The organism is Acinetobacter sp. YH12045 (assembly GCF_013419925.1).
Classification (GTDB): domain Bacteria; phylum Pseudomonadota; class Gammaproteobacteria; order Pseudomonadales; family Moraxellaceae; genus Acinetobacter; species Acinetobacter amyesii.
In genome coordinates, this window is the sequence record NZ_VOZE01000007.1 from 26664 (window position 1) to 45681 (window position 19018).

Genomic DNA, 19018 nt, shown 5'->3' on the forward strand with positions numbered 1-19018 from the left:
CATGGCACGTTTTTACCGTCGTCGCAAGTTCTGCCGCTTTACAGCTGAGAACGTTACGTACATCGACTACAAAGATATCGACACTTTAAAACAGTACATCACTGAAAACGGCAAGATTGTTCCTAGCCGTATTACAGGTACTAAAGCTCGTTACCAACGTCAATTAGCGCTTGCTATCAAACAAGCTCGCTACTTGTCTTTGATCCCTTACACTGACAATCATAAGTGAGGTTGAGCTGTGGATATTATCTTATTACAACGCATTAAAAACCTTGGTAAATTAGGCGATAAAGTTTCAGTTAAAGCTGGTTACGGCCGTAACTTCCTTATCCCTCAAGGTAAAGCAGTTGCTGCTACTGAAGCTAACACTGCTGCATTTGAAGCTCGTCGTGCTGAACTTGAGAAACAAGAAGCTGAAGTATTAGCTGCTGCTCAAGCACGTGCTGACCAATTGAACGAAGTTAACATCGTGATCACTGCTAAAGCTGGTGACGAAGGTAAACTATTCGGTTCTATCGGTACTCGTGACATCGCTGACGCGTTAACTAATGCTGGTCTTGTTGTAGACCGCGCAGAAGTTCGTTTACCAAATGGTGCGCTTCGCAACACTGGTGAATTCAACATCGCAATCCAATTGCATCATGATGTTGTTGCAGAAGTTCTAGTTACTATCGTAGCTGAGTAATTTCTTGCAAAGAAAAGAGCATGCTTACGCATGCTCTTTTTTTATCTGTAAAAAATAGTGCTCCAACTTTTTTACATTTTCAACTCTTCATTCAATTCAATGTGTGACGAATTAATCGGAAATACTTGTTCGCATTTCTGTAGAAAACGCCTATCATTTCAGTTCAATGAAGAGTTGAAAAAACTGTAATTAGCACCCATTTCCATCACATTAAATGGTTTCAGCATCAGGGATTTTTATGTCACAGGCGAATGCCATCAAGCCAAACTCTACGCCAACAGCAAAAACCACAGAACAAAGTTCGTTGAAAGAGTTTCGTACCCCACCCCATAACCTTGCGATTGAACAAGCCGTGCTTGCTGCACTGATGACCGTTGCAGAATCTTTTGAGCAAGTGGGTGATGTACTGACTGAAGCTGATTTTTATGCGACCCGTCATAAATATATTTTCCGTGCCATCGATCAACTGTCAAAAGATAGCTCACCTTATGATGCGGTCTTGGTCAATGACTGGCTGATTAAACAAAACTTGCTCGATGCTGCTGGTGGCGAAGAATATCTGATGCAACTCATGTCAGATTCACCTTCAAGTTTCTATAACCTTGAAACGTATGCTGCAAAAATTAAAGAATTTTCCACTTTACGCAGCATGATTAAAGTCAGCTCAGAAATTTTACAAAATGCCTATGACACCAAAGGTCGTACGGTCAGTGAAATTTTAGATCTGGCAGAAACCAATATTTTCTCGATTGCCGAGCAACACAACAACAACGCCAAAGCACAAGGCCCTAAAGCTATTAACTCTGTCGTTGCTAGTGTTTTTGATAAGTTGAATGAACTTTCACAAACTGAAGGCAGTATCACGGGTTTAACCACTGGATTTGTTGAACTAGATAATAAAACCTCAGGTATGCAAGCAGGCGATTTGATTATTGTGGCGGCCCGTCCATCGATGGGTAAAACCACTTTTGCCATGAACTTGGTTGAAAGTGTACTGTTTAATAATAACCTGCCCGCTCTAGTTTACTCTATGGAGATGCCCGCGGACTCGATTGCGATGCGTTTGATATCCTCGTTCGGTCGTGTACACCAAGGACATTTACGTTCAGGTAAAATGGATGCTGATGAATGGTCAAAAGTGACCAGTACTATTGTGCATCTACAAGAAAAGAATTTGTATATCGATGACTCGTCTGCACTACCTCCAACTGAAGTACGTGCCCGTGCGCGCCGAATTGCCAAAATGCATGGCGGTAAACTTGGCTGTATCATGGTCGATTATTTGCAGCTTATGAAAGTACCCGGTATGGGTGATAACCGTGTTGGCGAGATCTCGGAAATTTCTCGAAGCTTAAAGGCACTGGCTAAAGAAATGCACTGCCCAGTAATTGCACTGTCACAGTTGAACCGATCACTGGAAAACCGTCCTAATAAACGCCCAGTGATGTCCGACTTACGTGAATCGGGTGCGATCGAGCAGGATGCCGATTTGATCATGTTTATTTACCGTGATGAGGTTTATAACAAAGAGTCGAAAGAAGCAGGAACTGCAGAAATTATTATTGGTAAACAGCGTAACGGTCCAATTGGTACTGTGCGTCTTGCCTTCGAAGGTCAATACACCAAATTTAGTAACCTCTCCCCTGAGTTTTATGCTCAGTATGATGATGAAGAGTAAAGACTCTTTATCATCCATTAATTCATCGACCCTGTAGGAGTATTTAGGGTGCGCCAAGCTACAGTTTATATTGATCAACAAGCACTTCAATATAATTTAAACCGTGTCAAACAACTTGCCCCAACCGCTAAAATTGTAAGCATGGTAAAAGCCAATGCTTATGGACATGGAGTTAAAGACTGCTTAGCAGCCTTAAAAGACAGTGATGCCTTCGGTGTTGCCTGCCTAGAAGAAGCTTTAGAAATTCGAGAGTTGGGTTATGAACAGCCTATTACATTGATTGAAGGCATTTTCTCAGATGATGAAATGCAAATTATCATCGATAAAAAAATTGAATGTGTGGTACATCATCAGCAACAACTAGATTGGTTACGTGAGCATAAAGATTCCTATATCGCTCAAGGTCTGAAAGTTTGGGTTAAACTCAACAGCGGTATGAACCGTTTAGGTTTTAAAGTGCCTGAAATTATTGATGTTATCAATGCATTAAAGGCGGAAGGTTTTACTTGCGTACTGGCTATGCATTTTGCCAATGCTGACGCAGAAAATCACCCACTAAATGACCAACAACGTGAACAATTTTTACACGTAAAAGAAGCCTGTGCGCCAATCATGGGTTCGTGCTGTAACTCAGCAGCGATTTTCAAATGGCCAGAACTGAATTTTGATTTTGTTCGCCCAGGCATCATGCTTTATGGCGCGACACCTTTCGCAGATCGTTCTGTAGAAGCCTTAGATCTTAAACCGGTGATGACCTTTACCGCTGAAGTGATTGCTTTAAATACCATTCAAGCTGGTGAATCTGTGGGTTATGGATCGACTTTCGTTGCAGAACAAGAAATGGATCTTGCGATTGTGTCGATTGGTTATGGTGACGGTTATCCACGTGCCTTCCCTAAACAAAACTATGTATCTATTCAAGGACAGAAAACACGTGTGATTGGTCGTGTTGCCATGGATATGATTGCGATTGATATCACTGGTATGAATGCACCAATAGGCACTGAAGTTGAGCTTTGGGGTAAAGACCGTTTAGTTGATGACGTTGCAGAAGCGAACGGAACCATTGGCTATGAATTATTATGCCGTATGAGCGCGCGCCCTGTACGTAAATTAGCGTAATACCGCCAAATCAAAAAGCCCAGATCAATTCTGGGCTTTTTTATTGACTTTTTTTATTGATCTATTCGTAAATTAAATCATTATTGAAAATAGTCAGCTGTTGGTTTTGCCAATTCGATTAAGCCCTGACGCAATGCTTCTGACCAGCCTTTACTGATCATGGTGAAGTATGGGTCTTCTTCATAAATGCGTTTACCAGTAGGTATTTCTAAACTGTCTTTCTTATAGACTAAAGCATCTAAAGGCATACCTACAGACACATTTGAGCGTATCGTTGAATCAAAAGAAATTAAACTGCAGCGCATTGCTTCATCGAGCGGCATATCGTAACGCAAAGTTCGGTCAAGTATCGGCTTACCATATTTACTTTCTCCAATTTGAAAATATGGGGTATCCGGTGTTGCACATATAAAATTACCTTGCGGATAGATATTATATAGCTGCATATCAGCGCTACCAATTTGACCACCTACTAATAAACTACAGTAATAATTACTTTGTTCTAAAATATCTGAGGTGACATCAGAGATAACTTTTTTTAAGGTATTTCCGACCAGTTCTGCCACTTCAAACATCGTATTTACACTATATAGATTCGGCTCTTGTTTGACTTCTAGTTTATTTTGTAAATGCCCGATGACCGCTTGTGTAGTAGCTAAATTCCCAGAGGTTTGGATGGTAATAAATCGCTCACCCGCAACACCAAAGGTATAAAGTTTACGAAAAACTGAAATATGGTCAACTCCTGCATTTGTACGTGTATCACTGACAAATACCATGCCATCTTTTAATCGTAATGCACAACAATAGGTCATTTTTTTCCCTCAAATGATTAACAACTCAACACTTGTACAATTGAGCTCATAGACTCAATACCACCTTTATCACGAACACCTCGAACAGGAGCTACATCCCAGTAATCCCGCCCAATCGCGACATAAATATGTGATTGTGGTGTAAATAGCTGATTACTTACATCAAAACAATACCATTTATTTTCGATATAGACTTCTACCCAAGCGTGACTAGCAAGATGGCTACTATTCGGTACAAATAAATACCCAGAAATATATCGTGCAGGAATACCCAAATAGCGACACATTGCGATCATGACATGAGTATGATCCTGACATACCCCTTGTTTATAATGAAAAGCATCTATTGCAGAAGTACGTACAGATGTCTGATTCGAAACATAGGAAATATGCGTCAAGATCGCTTCAGCCAAACGAATCAGATTGGAACGATTGATACGAGGGACATAACAATCGGCAAAACTTTTCATGTGAATATCGCACTGCGTACTCGGCGTTGGCTGTAAAAACAATTTCGGGTTTAAATCATCCGCATTTGAATCATTTGAACTCAAATTCATCTCTACGATGCCCTGCGCCATAATGGTCATTTGAAGATAAGGTTCGCTCTGCGTTGTGGTCAACCACACATTACCAAAAGTATCCAATTGCATATCACGTTGCCCCGGCACACTCACATCCCAATTTTGCACCTGTTGATGCGCATTGGTGGACGGGGTCATTTTGATATATTGAATGCTTCTGCTAACCACATCAGTGTAAACATAATGGGTCTGATGGTTGATCATGAGCCTCATACAGCCACCTCAAACATATTTTGGATATGATCACTGAAATGGTAAAAATTTTGGCTATTCGGTTGTTGCTTTAGTGCCTGCCATGCCTCTTGCACGCTTTCCCAGCCAAACTGAACCAAAGCGATTACGATATATTCAATCTTCGCTAGGGTGTATTGAATCTCCTGCTGCATGCGTAACTGGCGATCAAGCTGCTCTATGGCTTGTCCTAAACTAAAAAATAAAAATACATCTTCAGATTCGGACTCTAAAACATCTTGGCAATCTGTTACCACGTCACAGATATAACCCGGGTTATCACTCGCATTGCGAATTAAACGGCTGAGTTCTGCATAACTTTTTGCTGAAAGTACACCCCTTAAGTCCTGTATATTACTTTGCGCATATTTAAATTGGCTGTAAAATGACGCCGGTTGCTCTGCATTTAAGACCAATTCATTCATTGAGTCGACATCGAAGGCTGGTAAACAAAAAGCATGTGCATAGTTCAATGCCATATCGACATCTTGAAATGGAAAAATACTGCATAAATATTGAGTGCGTGCTAAATAACGTCCCAACCAAAAAATATGTTCTGCATTACTGTTTAATAAAATCATGTTTTGCTCCTTCACTGAAGTGCTATGAGCGTAAATCGTCTACAACCCATGTATCTTTAATCCCGCCGCCTTGCGAAGAATTCACCACCAATGAACCTGCTTGCATTGCAACACGAGTTAAGCCACCCGGTACAATCTCAGTTCGATATGGAGAGCTCAGTACAAATGGACGCAGATCAATATGGCGTTCCGAAACACCCGCCTCACTTAGGGTTGGGCTGACAGATAAATTTAAAGTCGGCTGTGCAATATATAAATGTGGTGCTGCGGCCACTTTATCTTTAAAGCTATTTAATTCTTGTAAAGAAGCTTGTGGACCGATCAGCATGCCGTAACCACCTGAACCCTGTGCTTCTTTGACCACCAATTTTTCGATATTCGACAGCACATAGTCCAAGTCGTTCTGCTCACGACATTGATAAGTCGGCACATTTTTCAGGATCGCTTGTTCGCCTAAATAGAAATGAATCATTTTATCCACATAAGGATAAATCGATTTATCATCTGCTACGCCTGTTCCCGGTGCATTTGCAATGACCACATTATGTTGCATATACGCTGACATGAGCCCTGCTACGCCCAAAGTGCTGTCAGGTTTGAAACATAATGGATCGAGGAAAGCATCATCCACACGACGATAAATTACATCAACCTGTTGTCGGCCTTTAATGGTTTTCACATAAACCTTATCGTTTTCTACATAAAGGTCACGCGATGTCACTAAGGGTACATCCATCTCTCTTGCCAAAAAGGCATGTTCATAATACGCACTGTTAAAACGCCCTGGGGTTAAAACCACGATAAACGGGTTATCGACGTAGGCATTTTCTGCAAGAATTTCACGTAAAAGCTGCGGATACTGCTCAATCCCCATGATGTTGCTTTGCTGGCAAAGTTCAGGCATCAGTTTTTGACTAATTTTACGGCTTTCCAACATATATGACACACCCGACGGTGTTCTGAGATTATCCTCAAGGACGTAAAATTCGCCTGATTGATCACGGATGATATCAATGCCACTGATTTGGCTATAAATTTTACCTTTTAGCCCATGCATATACATTTGTGGCAAATAGGCTTCATGGGTTAAGACTTGCAGTTCAGGAATAATTCCTGCTTTTAAAATATCTTGTTGATGATAGACATCATGTAAAAACAGATTGAGTGCTTTCACGCGCTGTGCACAGCCTAGAGATAAATTATTCCATTCCTTTCGTGCAATCACACGAGGAATAAGATCATAAGGTATGGTGCGTTCAATGCCCTCATCTTCGCCATACACTGTAAAGGTAATGCCTTCATAGAGAAAATGTTGTTTTGCAACCTGATTCAGCTGCTTCAATTCATCAAGCGTATGCTGTGATAACCACTGCTCTATCCGTTGGCATGATTCTTTAGCTACCGTTTTGCTGTCGCGCATTTCATTAAAAAAATCCGAATTGAATTGATTAAACAGCGCATATCCTCGAGCAAGTGGTAAAGTTTTTAATGTAGAGACAGAAATATTAACCAACTTTGCCTCATAACCCTCAATTCCATTTGAAGTTGTATTACGATTTTCTTTCAGCATAGCAACTCCATGTTTTTGTCATGTTTTGTAAATCAGATAAAGCAATATATATGCCATCAATACATATGCTGCTTCTCTTTGATTATTTATGCATCATTTTTGCAAAGTGGTACAGCATGTAACTGCTCAAGTTGTGTCAAATTGCGTTATTAAAATCATCTTAGTTTTTTTAGATGAAGACTTGCTTAACGCAGGAAGATTTCTTATTGTGTCCCACAGCATCATTTTATTCATTTAAGTCCAAGTTCAAGCACTAGATTATGTCTTCACAAGAAAAAGAAACGTCGAACAGCCTCTATCGTCAGTGGCAAATTCTTTCACGACTGTCCACAGGTAAGTGGATGGGTACGCGTGAATTACAAGAAATACTGAACCGTGAAGGCATTGATATCAGCCTACGCACTATTCAGCGTGACTTAAATCAAATTTCTCTGCGTTTCCCAATTGAGAGTAGTAAAACAACTCCACAAGGCTGGCGTTGGCGTTCCGATGCACCAATTCAAAGCTTGCCTCATATGACTAGCTCACAAGCGGTCACCTTTATGATGGTTGAGGAGCACTTAAAACATTTGCTTCCACCGAGCTTAATTGAAGAAATGAATCCTTGGTTTGACCTCGCACGTCGGAGCCTGTCGTCACAAAATAATGTCCGTCAGTGGATTAACCGCGTGCGAATCGTGCCAGCAACTCAGCCATTGATTCCTCCTGTGGTTGAAAAAGCTGCACAGCAATCAATTTATGAAGGCTTACTACAAGACAAACAACTCGAATGTCTTTATCAAGGTCGTGGACAACAAAGTGAAGAAAAGACCTATATTTTAAATCCACTGGCTTTGGTCCAAAAAGGTGCAATTATCTATTTGGTTTGTACACGTCATGACAAAACAGACATCCAAACCTTTGCTTTACATCGTTTTAAATCTGCTACGGTCTTAAATTCACGTGCATTACACCCTGTCGATTTTGATATCGATGCCTATATTGACTCTGGAGCGCTTGGCTTCCGTGTGGACTTCAATAAGCCGACTGAAATGATTCAGCTCAAATTAACCATGTCTGAAGCAGAGGCTGTTTATTTTGAAGAAAGTCAACTAAGTAAAGATCAAGTGATTCAAAAAACCGAAGATGGCTGGATGGAAGTTAGTGCAACAGTACCTTTTACCTCTCAGTTAACATGGTGGCTGCGTAGTTTTGGTAAAAAGATTCAGAAAATTGAACCTGAAGAAGTCGCTATGGTTGTACAACAACGCAATGACTAAACCGATCTCAGACTTTCTGCTACCTGAAATATTAAATTTGAGGTAGCAACTTTTATTTCATAATAAATATTTAGCACTTAATTTTTTGCTTAGATTTTCACTTAAATTATCAACACATAAAAAAGTCCCAACGCTGGGACTGGATAATTTCTTAGAATATTTTTGTAATTTTAGTCATTTAGGTCAAAGGAACTACAGCATAAGTATCTGCTGAATACCTTATGCCATAGCGCTAATTTCTCATGGCTATAATCAATTACTGACATAGGCAGGCTAGGTCGGCATTATTATAACGAATAGATTTCATAGTCATATTCAGCACCTCGTGTTTAGAAAGTAAAATCACTTTAACCTCCATTTTGCGTACTGTGAAATAACAAGAACCGCACTACTTTTCACAAATTTTCTTAAAGAACATTCCTGCTTTTCTTATCTGATTTGGCTTTAAATGAAAATTTCATCCAACTTGAGTGCTGCTTTTTATAAATGCTACACTGAATCAACAAATTAAAGCTTGAGCATTGTGCATAAACTCGGCAAATTATGAGCAAATGAGCTGAATAAGATTTTTCAAAATATGGCCAGTCCAGCGCAAACTATTCGCCACAAGCTACTAAATACTTTTTTTTCTCGGCATTCCATTTGGTTTGCTTGTATTTTTATCTTCCTACTCATTTCGAGTTTTCATTTAGGTTATTCCCCTCGTTATATTCAATATTTTATTCCACAAACCTTATTGAATAGTATCTGGGTCATTACTGGGCTTTTAAGCTTATTGGGTTTGTATGACGTCATACAAAACAAACATTCGATTTTAAAAAATTACCCTATCATGGGGCACTTTCGTTTTCTATTTGAAGAATTTCGACCTGAAATTCGCCAATATTTTATTGAATCTGATCAAGATGCACTGCCCTTTTCTCGTATGCAACGTAGCTTGGTCTATCAACGTGCAAAAAACCAAAATGCAGATAAACCATTTGGTTCAATTGTTGATGTTTACCAAAATGATTACCGCTTTATCAATCACTCCTTGTCACCTTGCATTCCTGCCATTCCTGAAACATTCCGTATTAACATCGGCAATGAGCAATGTAAGCAACCGTATAGCGCATCGATATTAAACATCTCTGCGATGAGCTTTGGTAGCTTAAGTGCCAATGCCATTCGTGCCTTAAACTTAGGCGCAAAAATGGGCAATTTCTACCATGACACCGGTGAAGGCAGTATTAGTCCTTATCACTTGGAAAATGGTGGCGACATTGTTTGGGAACTCGGTAGTGGTTACTTTGGCTGCCGTACGATTGATGGTCAATTCGACCCTGTACGTTTTGCTGAACAAGCCAAGCACCCTCAAGTCAAAATGATTGAGATCAAATTATCTCAAGGTGCAAAACCAGGCCATGGTGGCATTTTACCTAAAGACAAAATTTCCGAAGAGATTGCTCAAATCCGTGGTGTCAGCCGTGAACATGACTGTATCTCTCCATCTAGCCATCCTGCCTTTAGCACCCCTATTGAAATGATGCAATTTATTCAGCAATTGCGCGAACTGTCAGAAGGAAAACCTGTGGGTTTTAAACTGTGTATCGGGCAACCATGGCAATTTATGAGTATCGTAAAAGCCATGTTACATACAGGGATTACACCCGATTTTATCGTGGTAGATGGTTCTGAAGGTGGGACTGGCGCAGCGCCAATTGAATTGATCGATAATATGGGTACGCCACTGCGTGAAGGCCTACTCTTTGTCAATAACACCCTGATTGGTGCAGGCTTACGTTCAAAAATTAAAGTCGGTGCCAGTGGTAAAATTATTAGTGCTTTTGATATTGCCAGTACCATGGCAATTGGTGCAGATTGGGTGAACTCAGCTCGTGGCTTTATGTTTGCAGTCGGGTGTATTCAAGCTCAAAGCTGTCATACCAACCAATGTCCAGTTGGCGTTGCAACGCAGGACAAAGACCGTCAAAAAGCCATCCATGTTCCGACCAAAGCAGAGCGTGTTTTTAATTTCCATAAAAACACCATGCATGGTTTATCTGAACTTATTGCCTCTGCGGGTTTACAACATCCATCAGATATCCGTGCGCACCATCTAGCGCAGCGCATTAACAACCGTGAAATTAAAAACTATGCACAGCTACATTTTTGGTTAAAGGATGGGGAGTTACTCAGTTGTGAAAATAAAGATGAAGAAAACTTCTATTTCCGTATGTGGAATATGGCTCATCTAGAAAAGTTCTGATTCCTACCGCATAAAAAAGAGGCAACTACGCCTCTTTTTTTTCGTCTAGATCCATCACACTGATTAAGGTAAGCTGTGCTCAATCGTCAATTAGTAACTGATGTTACGCGCGTAAAAGTAAATACGCATTTTTAAAATAATTTTTAAGCCTATTCGACGGAGTCTTACATCTAGGGCTTAAATAAAGGGATTACCCTTCGGCTGGAGGTACTCTTACGAAACGTTGTTTCTCATTTGGTAAAATGAGAAGCGTGCTTCGCAAGGAAACCTTCTTGCGGTGCAATGCACCTCACCAACAAAACTCGTTCACTAGCGTCAAATTATTCAAAGTATTGCAAAAACATTTTTGATTAGGAGTAGTCCAGCCTCAAACACTTGCGGATGACCTTCTCGCGTATCGTACTTTTATTTAAATCAAATTACGCTCCTGAGGTTAGTGCGTAACATCAGTTAGTAATAAGACTTACTGTTGGATTGAGCATGCAAGAATGCCGGGATCAAACCTGTTAATGCAGCACGAATATCGGCACGTTCATTAATCAGCTGATGCGAACCTTCTTCAAGCATGAGAAGCGTCTGTAAACGAAATTTACGACGTATAAACTCAATGTTATAACGCCAATCTACAGTTTGATCCTGTGCGCCTTGCGCTAACCACACCGGAATACGACAAGCTGGGCGTTCCTCCATCTCCTGCATCCATTTTGACATGGCCAAAATCCAATCCATCCCCATCATTCGTGGTTGTAGAGGATCTTTTAAGCGGACAAAACGTAAAAACTCAGGATTATGATTATTCCGTCTAAAATGACGTGGCACTTCACGTTTAATACGACGAATAATGCCTAATCCAACCGAGTTATGCCACCATGCCGTTTTTGCAGGGCGAATCAGCGGAGATAATAATAAAACCCGTTCGACATAAGGGTTTTTGCGATGTTCAGCAAAATCTAACAGATGATGCAGCCAAATCGCACCACCCGTGCTCTGCCCAATCCCTAACCATGGGGTTGGTAGTTGAGCCGCATGTTTCACATAACGATATACTGCTTCCAAAACTTGTTGGTAATGATCAAAGTTTTGAATACTGGCTGGCGATCCATTACTTAGACCATGCCCCGGTAAATCATAGGTTAAAACACTAAAACCTTGATCTAAGAGTTCACGAATAATCGGCTGATATATTCCACTATGCTCTAAATAACCATGCAATAAAAATACTGTGCCTTTAATGACATCCGTTTCAGTCTTCAGTTTCGGTTGAAATACTTGTACATGTAATTTGAACAAAGGCATTTCTACATAGCCTTGCCAATGTTCACAGTTCAAGGCATCTAAACCATAAAGTCGTCTATAAGACTGTATTTCAACACTAGGCTCAAAAGGTCGATTTAAATTTAGCGGTTCTAATACTTGTGGGGTTAATTCTCGACTTGGAACAGGAAGATCTAATTGTTTAAGGATCGAAGGATTAAGAAATGGGATATCTGACATTATGGGACCTCCCGACAGTCACTTGAGCCAAACCAAACATCACGTAAGGTGGCTAATAATTCATAATTAGCACGACGACTATGGTCATAATTTTTTTCACTTGGTCGCCATGTAGTTAATGTTGTTGGCATAGGTGCAACAACAGGAATGGTTTCGATACCATTTAATGCAAATAAACGACGTGTTCGAGGCATATGATATTGGTCGGTGATTAAAATAACCGTCGGTGCTCCGCCTTTTTTCTGTAAAAGCAACGAACTAAAACGCGAATTTTCGCATGTATTCATACTACGGTCTTCTAGCAATTTCGCATCGACATCATATTGCTTTAACCATGCTTGCATATACGGTGCTTCTACACCACTCAGTACAATCGGTAACTTATTGACACGTTCGACATCGAGTGTTTTTTCCAGTCGAAGTCTCGTATAGTCATTCACTACGATATCTTTATCATTTTTATCTAAGGTTAAACCACCACCTAACACCACAATCGCATACGGCTCTGCGGTTGGCTGCTTTAATGTTTTATCTTTCATTTTGGCAAGATCAAGATAAGTTTCATCATCGATCGGTTCCGCTTCTGAAGCCGCTTGCTCAATTTCATGGGTTTTTAAGAACTCGGTATATTGAGTCATTAGTCCTTTATTTTCCGCACTATTGAGCTCAAGCAGCTCTTTCATTTTTTGAGCAGGATTTTCCGCCAATGCTTCAGAAGAAGCCGCCTCGGACGCAGAAGGATTCAGCAGAGGTACTTTCGGTGTATCCTTTTGACTATCATTCTTCTCCTTTTCATGTTCTTCTTCAATGAGCTGCTGTAACGCCTTATAACGTGCTTGTATAAGGGTTAAATCTTGAGGCTCATCAGACTGTATGGCTTGCTCCATGAGTTTTAAATACGCTTGACGCGCTATCCATAAGTCAGAACCCGGCTCATAGTTATCATCATCACTTAAAGCGCCGAGTTTTTGACTTTGCGCTGCGAGCTGATTGACTTCTACAGGAACGAAATAATTTAAACTTTTAACGATCAATTTAGAATAAAACGGCGTATAGATAAAAATCATTAGACAGCCCAAAAGTACAAATAGCACTGCGGCAATTTGTACTAAGCGAACCATCCAATGTGTTTTATGCATAAATCTAAAACCTATGTTTTTATTGATCTGCGTGAGATCGAATCAAGCCATTTGTATCAAATAATACAGGCTCAGGATGTAGTTCAATATTAAATTTTTCAAAAACATCATGTTGTACAGCTTTGTAAGTTGTACGTACATCTTGCAGCGTGGCGTCTTGGTAATTGACCAATACCAAAGCTTGCTTATGGAACATACCCACTGAACCCACAGATTTCCCTTTCCAACCTGCTTGGTCAATCAACCAGCCCGCTGCCAGTTTTACCGCATTATTCGGTTGTGGGTAATGGGGTAAATTGGGAAATTGCAGCGCAATTTGGTCAAAGGCTTGCTGGCTAATCACAGGATTTTTAAAGAAACTTCCGACATTTGGAAATTCTTTCGGATCTGGGAGTTTGGTTTGACGAATATGAATGACTTGTTGTTGTAGGTTTTCTGCACTTAAGTCTTCACCTACCGCCTGCTTTAAATCACCATAATTTAATTTTAAATCTGCATGTTTTAAAAGTTTAAACGTGACATGCGTAATAATAAAACGCTCTGGCTCATCTTTAAAAATACTATGGCGATATGAAAAATGACAATCGGCAGCGCTAATACTACTTTGCTGTTCTGTTACTCGGTCATAGACCTGTACAGATTCAATAAACTCACCCGCTTCAACACCATAAGCTCCAATATTTTGCACAGGTGAAGCACCGACTAAACCGGGTATCAATGCTAAATTTTGTAAGCCATAAAACTGGTGTGCCGTCGTCCATAGCACAAAGTCATGCCACACTTGCCCTGCACCCACTTTTAAAGTCTGTGTATCGGCATCGTCTTGTACATATTCAATACCTTGAATATCCATGTGCATCACTAAAGCATGTATTTGCTCAGGCAACAGCATATTACTGCCTCCTGAAAGTACCAATACATTTAATTGCTCAGCTTTTGCAAAGTCGAGCGCTGCTTGGATATCTTCTACCGATTGAACACGTACATAATGAGATGCTACAGCATCGAGGCTTAATGTATTAAATGGCTTAAGCTGAACCTGTGTTTGAATTTGCATTCTTAAACCTTAATTTTTTTGCTGTGCTTGTAACTGAGTTTTTAAATAATTGACCCAAGCCTGACTGCTAGATTCGCATTGATCTAATACATGTTCAAACCCTGCATCACCACCATAGTACGGATCTGGTACTTCTTGTTGCGGATATTGGTGATCATGTTGACTCATCAAAGACACTTGGGCACGTAGCTGCCCCAATTGTTGCTGCGCTTTTTGCATGAGGTTTTGAATATTGTCTAAATTTTCGTAGTCCATGGCTAAGATCAAATCAAATTCAATAAAATCATGAACCGTTAACTGACGTGCACGTAATGCAGATAAGTTATAGCCACGTAATTTTGCATGCTGTTGGCTACGTAGATCAGGCGCTTTGCCCGGATGATAATTGCTCGTACCCGCAGAATCGACGTGAATATTGAGTTGCGCTTCATCACAAAAATGTCTGAGAACCACTTCAGCCGTAGGTGAACGGCAAATATTTCCTAAACAAACACACAACACCTTATATGGCGTGCTGGATGACATAACAACCTCAAGACTACTTTTATTTCAAGCGTCTTATGTTAAGTTATTTATAGGATGAATCCTATATCAACACTCAAGAATAATGTTTATTTGGATATAAAAAATTAGGGATAAGCCAATGAGTCAATTTCAGTTTCAAACCGTCAGCAATATTATTTCAGGCTTAGGCTCTATTTCCCAACTGAGAGAGATCCTAGGCGACTTTCAAGCCAAACGTGTCATGCTTGTGACCGACCCCGGTATGTTGCAACAACAATTACATTTACCCATTTTGGATATTTTAGAAAGTATCCATCAAGACTATGTAATTTATTCCAGTATTCAAGCTGACCCTGCAGAACATATAGTTTTGGATGCAGTTCAATTTGCCAAGAATGAAAAAGTAGATTTGATTATTGGTTTTGGCGGAGGCAGTTCAATGGATGTGGCTAAAATTATTGCGATTTTGGCTCATCCTAAGCAAACACAGCAGATCAGTGATTTATATGGTGTAGCTAATGCAAAACGACCACGCTTACCGCTCATTTTGATTCCGACAACGGCAGGGACCGGCTCTGAAGTCACACCAATCTCTATCGTCACTACAGGTGAAACCACCAAAACAGGTATCGTCTCCCCTGTACTGTATGCCGATGTCTGTATCCTCGATGCGAACTTTACATTAAATCTTCCCGCACACATTACCGCAGCAACCGGTATCGATGCCATGGTGCATGCCATTGAAGCCTATACATCAAAAATTAAAAAAAATCCGTATGCGGATATGCTTGCTAAACAAGCTTTGCGTTTATTAAATAAAAATTTAGCGCTGGTTTTACAAGATGGACATAACCTCGAAGCGCGTCAGCACATGCTAGTCGGTTCAATGCTTGCAGGTCAGGCCTTTGCTAATGCACCAGTTGCAGCGGTGCATGCACTCGCCTATCCACTCGGTGGACACTTTCATCTCTCGCATGGTCATACCAATGCACTGGTTCTCGCTGAAGTGTTAAAGTTTAATGCACCTCAGGCCAAGCAGCATTATGCAGAACTCATGAGTTGGCTAGATCCATACAGTACGGGCTGTACCGATGGTTTATGTGATTTATTTATTGATCATATGCAAAATCATTTAGATCAGAGCGGTTTGGTGCTAAAACTCAGCCAACTCAATGTGCCTGAAAATATGCTCGATCGTTTAGCAGAAGACGCGTTATTACAAACGCGACTATTACAAAATAATCCGCGAGAACTGCAGTTTGAAGATGCTCGCCAGATTTACCAATCGATCTATGCCTAAAGTTCACTCATTTTGAAATAAAGAAAATACCAACGATGAAACCTAAAACTAAACGCCGCCAAAACTATCGATTTTTATTTCCAATCCAAACACGTTGGGCAGACAACGATATGTATGGTCATGTCAATAATGTCACTTATTACAGCTATTTTGATACCGCTGCAAATGCACTCTTGATTCAACATGCCTGTTTTGATTTGCAAAATACCCCGATCATCGGTTTAGTGGTCGATTCAGCCTGCAGTTTTTTACAAGAACTGTCCTATCCAGAAATCATTGAAGTTGGGGTTGCGATTGAAAAAATTGGTAATTCTTCACTGCGCTATGACTTGGCTATTTTTAAACAAGGACAAAATGAGGCTGCAGCCCAAGGACATTTCGTACATGTGTTTGTCGACCGCCAAACACGAAAAAGCACCTCGATACCCGATGATATGCGAGATGCTTTAACCCAGTTTTTACTTTAATTTTTAGAATCCAGCTTAGAACTTATTTGAGCTGGATATTTTGCAACTCACCATCAAAGCTTTTGAGCAAATCTTTAACAACAGGCTCTGCATGTAATAACTCATTTGCACGTGCAAAGGCCTTTTCCTTGCGGACATGTTGTAAAGCATACGGTGTGGTTTCTTCGACATCTTCAAAGCTGATATGGAAACGACATTTTGACCATTGTGCATGAATGGCTTGTTCCAATACATGCTGTAATTGAGTCACTAAAGCTTCGTATCGCTTTGGAATATGGAAAGTCGATTCACCGTCAATCGTACCTCGCATAATGCCATGCTGAGCCAACTCTTGTACCGCAGGTGAAAGTTGACTATTTCGGAACCAATACTCCCACTTTTCGACCGTCCACTCACCTTCAAGGGTTTGAGGCTGTAAAGTCAAAATATCTTGTGGCATCAAGGGAGAAGATGAACCCGTTTGAACAGCATCCGAAGAAACGGAACTTTGCGTAACTTGTGGTGGAGCTAGATCAAAACCATTGTCGCCTTGAGCACCCGAAACTGATTCATTCACCTCATGCTGTGGCTCAACTGCATCTGTCAAATTTGGCTGAGTCGTTTCAGCCTCTGTACTTGTTGACTCTAAAGCTGTTAACTCTAAAGGAGCAATATCTTCAAAATTTATAGCGCTCACATCAACTTCTTCAGTTTCAGTACTCGGCGTCGGATCTAAATCAAATAATGTATCTTCTGCCACGGCATCCATAACAAGCGTGTCATTTTGCTGTGTCGATACAGACTCAACCGGTGCAACCTCTTGCGTATCTAGAGTGCCATTTGCTGTAGATGCTGTAGAAGTTTGGCTAATCACATCCTCTTCAGGATCATCTAAAAAATCATCAGATGAAGGTTCATCGACTGCAGGTGCAGAAACATAGCCATCATCGTCATCATAATGTGAATCATCAAAATCATCGAAAGCTGGCGATGTGTCTACAGCGGGTACAGCTTCAGGCTGCTCAACAGTGGCAACCTGTGCAGCAGACTCAACAACGGTATTGGGTTGCTGCAAAGACTGTGTTTGAGTCGGCTGAACTGTTTCGGCCTGATTTTGAGCAAGCTGTGGCTGTGCGGCTGACTCTTGCTGTACGGCAGAGACCAACATTTCGTTTGGCTGTAATGGTCGGAATGCTAATAGACGCAGCACACACATCTCAAAACCTTGCTCTTGCGTGACTGCCAACTGCAAGTCTGCCCGACCTTTGCATGCGACTTGATAATACAACTGCAAATCTTGAGCTGAAATTAACTGCGACAATTGCATAATTTTTTGATTGATCTCAGCGCTATATTTCAACGCCAAGTCTGGCAAGTATTGTAATAATGCCAATTCATGTAACGTTGAAATTAACTGATCTAATACCAGCGACACATCCAGTGCTTGTTGACGGAATTGCATGAGTAAAGCACTCACGCGTTCACGATGATTTTGATGAATGGCTAAAATCAAATCATAAATAATCGTGCGGTCAATTAGGCCCAACATGTCTTTAACATCTTGGTGCTGAATTGAACCTTGACCATAGGCAATCGCCTGATCAGTTAGTGACAATGCATCACGCAGTGAACCTTGAGCCGATTCAGCAATTTGCCAAATCGCATCTTGCTCCGCTTGAATTTGTTCTTTTTGTAAGATATCTGTCAAATGCGATGTGATTTCATCCACCGCTAAAGGACGCAAAGTAAATTGCAGACAACGTGAGATGACAGTAATCGGTAATTTTTGTGGATCTGTAGTAGCAAATAAGAACTTCACATGCTCTGGCGGTTCTTCTAGAGTCTTTAATAACGCATTAAATGAATGCGTAGAGAGCATATGCACTTCATCGATCAGATAAACCTTGAAGCGACCTTGGGTTGGTGCATAAGGAACGTTATCGAGTAGTTCTCGCGTATCTTCAACTTTGGTCCGTGATGCCGCATCGATTTCAATTAAATCAATAAAACGACCTTCATTTACTGCTTTACACGTTGGGCAGACTTCACACGGCGTTGAGGTTACACCTGTTTCACAGTTCAGACATTTTGCCAAAATACGGGCAATAGTGGTTTTACCCACACCTCGAGTACCTGTAAATAAATACGCATGATGTAACCGACCACGTTCTAAGGCACTGGTAAGTGCGCGTGACACATGGTTTTGTCCCACGAGTTCAATGAAATTTCGTGGACGGTATTTTCGTGCAAGTACTTGATACATGTATGCTCCTTTTTACAGGTGTAAGCATACTGTTTTTTTGTC

The 19018-nt window shown here is 40.7% G+C and carries 17 protein-coding genes; 8 read left to right on the plus strand and 9 right to left on the minus strand.

Features of this window, described 5'->3' with window-relative positions; genetic code table 11:
* The first annotated feature begins 1 nt into the window (after position 1).
* From rpsR to alr, 4 genes are all read left to right on the plus strand, one after another.
* A complete protein-coding gene (gene rpsR, locus FTU02_RS10930) occupies positions 2 to 229 on the plus strand; it encodes a 30S ribosomal protein S18 (RefSeq protein WP_004278792.1) in 228 nt (75 codons plus the stop codon).
* A gap of 9 nt (positions 230 to 238) precedes the next feature.
* Positions 239 to 685, plus strand: coding sequence for a 50S ribosomal protein L9 (gene rplI, locus FTU02_RS10935; protein ID WP_078188585.1), 447 nt, complete (start codon positions 239 to 241; stop codon positions 683 to 685).
* A 238-nt stretch (positions 686 to 923) separates the two neighbouring features.
* Positions 924 to 2363 (plus strand): replicative DNA helicase, encoded by a 1440-nt coding sequence (gene dnaB / locus FTU02_RS10940; RefSeq protein ID WP_180035272.1) that lies wholly within the window; start codon positions 924 to 926, stop codon positions 2361 to 2363.
* 48 nt (positions 2364 to 2411) lie between these two features.
* Positions 2412 to 3485 (plus strand): alanine racemase, encoded by a 1074-nt coding sequence (alr, locus tag FTU02_RS10945; protein WP_180157111.1) that lies wholly within the window; start codon positions 2412 to 2414, stop codon positions 3483 to 3485.
* Positions 3486 to 3565: 80 nt separating this feature from the next.
* Here alr and FTU02_RS10950 read toward each other — a convergent pair whose 3' ends face one another.
* Genes FTU02_RS10950 through FTU02_RS10965 form a run of 4 tightly spaced genes read right to left on the minus strand, consistent with a single transcriptional unit; the run spans position 3566 to position 7266 of the window.
* Positions 3566 to 4300, minus strand: a complete 735-nt coding sequence (locus tag FTU02_RS10950; protein ID WP_180157112.1) for a proteasome-type protease — start codon at positions 4298 to 4300, stop codon at positions 3566 to 3568.
* A 17-nt stretch (positions 4301 to 4317) separates the two neighbouring features.
* Positions 4318 to 5097, minus strand: a complete 780-nt coding sequence (locus tag FTU02_RS10955; RefSeq protein ID WP_180157113.1) for a transglutaminase family protein — start codon at positions 5095 to 5097, stop codon at positions 4318 to 4320.
* Positions 5094 to 5696 (minus strand): hypothetical protein, encoded by a 603-nt coding sequence (locus FTU02_RS10960; protein WP_180157114.1) that lies wholly within the window; start codon positions 5694 to 5696, stop codon positions 5094 to 5096. The genes FTU02_RS10955 and FTU02_RS10960 overlap by 4 nt, the downstream gene beginning before the upstream one ends.
* Before the next feature lie 22 nt (positions 5697 to 5718).
* The gene (locus FTU02_RS10965; protein WP_180157115.1) at positions 5719 to 7266 is read right to left on the minus strand and encodes a circularly permuted type 2 ATP-grasp protein; all 1548 of its coding nucleotides are present in this window, start codon (positions 7264 to 7266) and stop codon (positions 5719 to 5721) included.
* A 260-nt stretch (positions 7267 to 7526) separates the two neighbouring features.
* Here FTU02_RS10965 and FTU02_RS10970 point away from each other — a divergent pair, with 260 nt between their 5' ends.
* Both FTU02_RS10970 and FTU02_RS10975 read left to right on the plus strand, forming a co-directional pair.
* Positions 7527 to 8525, plus strand: coding sequence for a YafY family protein (locus tag FTU02_RS10970; protein WP_180157116.1), 999 nt, complete (start codon positions 7527 to 7529; stop codon positions 8523 to 8525).
* 577 nt (positions 8526 to 9102) lie between these two features.
* Positions 9103 to 10773 (plus strand): FMN-binding glutamate synthase family protein, encoded by a 1671-nt coding sequence (locus tag FTU02_RS10975; protein WP_180035278.1) that lies wholly within the window; start codon positions 9103 to 9105, stop codon positions 10771 to 10773.
* A gap of 450 nt (positions 10774 to 11223) precedes the next feature.
* Here the strand turns inward: FTU02_RS10975 and FTU02_RS10980 are convergent, their stop codons facing one another.
* From FTU02_RS10980 to FTU02_RS10995, 4 genes are read right to left on the minus strand one after another with little or no spacing between them, the layout of a single operon-like run.
* Positions 11224 to 12267, minus strand: coding sequence for an alpha/beta hydrolase (locus tag FTU02_RS10980; RefSeq protein WP_111884274.1), 1044 nt, complete (start codon positions 12265 to 12267; stop codon positions 11224 to 11226).
* Positions 12267 to 13406 (minus strand): YdcF family protein, encoded by a 1140-nt coding sequence (locus FTU02_RS10985; RefSeq protein ID WP_180157117.1) that lies wholly within the window; start codon positions 13404 to 13406, stop codon positions 12267 to 12269. The genes FTU02_RS10980 and FTU02_RS10985 overlap by 1 nt, the downstream gene beginning before the upstream one ends.
* A gap of 19 nt (positions 13407 to 13425) precedes the next feature.
* Positions 13426 to 14463 carry a UDP-N-acetylmuramate dehydrogenase gene (gene murB / locus FTU02_RS10990; protein WP_180102511.1) on the minus strand — a complete coding sequence of 346 codons (1038 nt, stop codon included), beginning with the start codon at positions 14461 to 14463 and terminating at the stop codon, positions 13426 to 13428.
* A gap of 9 nt (positions 14464 to 14472) precedes the next feature.
* Complete coding sequence (locus FTU02_RS10995) at positions 14473 to 14988, minus strand: low molecular weight protein-tyrosine-phosphatase (RefSeq protein WP_180084814.1); 516 nt, start codon at positions 14986 to 14988, stop codon at positions 14473 to 14475.
* A 118-nt stretch (positions 14989 to 15106) separates the two neighbouring features.
* Between FTU02_RS10995 and FTU02_RS11000 the strand changes: the two genes are divergently transcribed.
* Both FTU02_RS11000 and FTU02_RS11005 read left to right on the plus strand, forming a co-directional pair.
* Complete coding sequence (locus FTU02_RS11000; RefSeq protein ID WP_180084813.1) at positions 15107 to 16267, plus strand: iron-containing alcohol dehydrogenase; 1161 nt, start codon at positions 15107 to 15109, stop codon at positions 16265 to 16267.
* 35 nt (positions 16268 to 16302) lie between these two features.
* Positions 16303 to 16734, plus strand: a complete 432-nt coding sequence (locus tag FTU02_RS11005) for a thioesterase family protein (RefSeq protein WP_180157118.1) — start codon at positions 16303 to 16305, stop codon at positions 16732 to 16734.
* Between the two features lie 22 nt (positions 16735 to 16756).
* On the opposite strand, the gene dnaX is transcribed toward FTU02_RS11005, so the two are convergent.
* Positions 16757 to 18976: a DNA polymerase III subunit gamma/tau gene (gene dnaX / locus FTU02_RS11010; protein WP_180157120.1), complete on the minus strand. Its 2220-nt coding sequence runs from the start codon at positions 18974 to 18976 to the stop codon at positions 16757 to 16759.
* Positions 18977 to 19018: the final 42 nt, after the last annotated feature.

What these genes read in the sequence shown, in the direction of transcription:
- FTU02_RS10955 (WP_180157113.1), bottom strand. Translation starts at nt 5,097, where the DNA reads ATGAGGCTCATGATCAACCATCAGACCCATTATGTTTACACTGATGTG.
- FTU02_RS10975 (WP_180035278.1), top strand. Translation starts at nt 9,103, where the DNA reads ATGGCCAGTCCAGCGCAAACTATTCGCCACAAGCTACTAAATACTTTT.
- murB (WP_180102511.1), bottom strand. Translation starts at nt 14,463, where the DNA reads ATGCAAATTCAAACACAGGTTCAGCTTAAGCCATTTAATACATTAAGC.
- rpsR (WP_004278792.1), top strand. Translation starts at nt 2, where the DNA reads ATGGCACGTTTTTACCGTCGTCGCAAGTTCTGCCGCTTTACAGCTGAG.
- FTU02_RS10995 (WP_180084814.1), bottom strand. Translation starts at nt 14,988, where the DNA reads ATGTCATCCAGCACGCCATATAAGGTGTTGTGTGTTTGTTTAGGAAAT.
- dnaB (WP_180035272.1), top strand. Translation starts at nt 924, where the DNA reads ATGTCACAGGCGAATGCCATCAAGCCAAACTCTACGCCAACAGCAAAA.
- dnaX (WP_180157120.1), bottom strand. Translation starts at nt 18,976, where the DNA reads ATGTATCAAGTACTTGCACGAAAATACCGTCCACGAAATTTCATTGAA.
- FTU02_RS10970 (WP_180157116.1), top strand. Translation starts at nt 7,527, where the DNA reads ATGTCTTCACAAGAAAAAGAAACGTCGAACAGCCTCTATCGTCAGTGG.
- FTU02_RS10950 (WP_180157112.1), bottom strand. Translation starts at nt 4,300, where the DNA reads ATGACCTATTGTTGTGCATTACGATTAAAAGATGGCATGGTATTTGTC.
- FTU02_RS10980 (WP_111884274.1), bottom strand. Translation starts at nt 12,267, where the DNA reads ATGTCAGATATCCCATTTCTTAATCCTTCGATCCTTAAACAATTAGAT.
- FTU02_RS10965 (WP_180157115.1), bottom strand. Translation starts at nt 7,266, where the DNA reads ATGCTGAAAGAAAATCGTAATACAACTTCAAATGGAATTGAGGGTTAT.
- FTU02_RS10985 (WP_180157117.1), bottom strand. Translation starts at nt 13,406, where the DNA reads ATGCATAAAACACATTGGATGGTTCGCTTAGTACAAATTGCCGCAGTG.
- FTU02_RS11005 (WP_180157118.1), top strand. Translation starts at nt 16,303, where the DNA reads ATGAAACCTAAAACTAAACGCCGCCAAAACTATCGATTTTTATTTCCA.
- FTU02_RS11000 (WP_180084813.1), top strand. Translation starts at nt 15,107, where the DNA reads ATGAGTCAATTTCAGTTTCAAACCGTCAGCAATATTATTTCAGGCTTA.
- FTU02_RS10960 (WP_180157114.1), bottom strand. Translation starts at nt 5,696, where the DNA reads ATGATTTTATTAAACAGTAATGCAGAACATATTTTTTGGTTGGGACGT.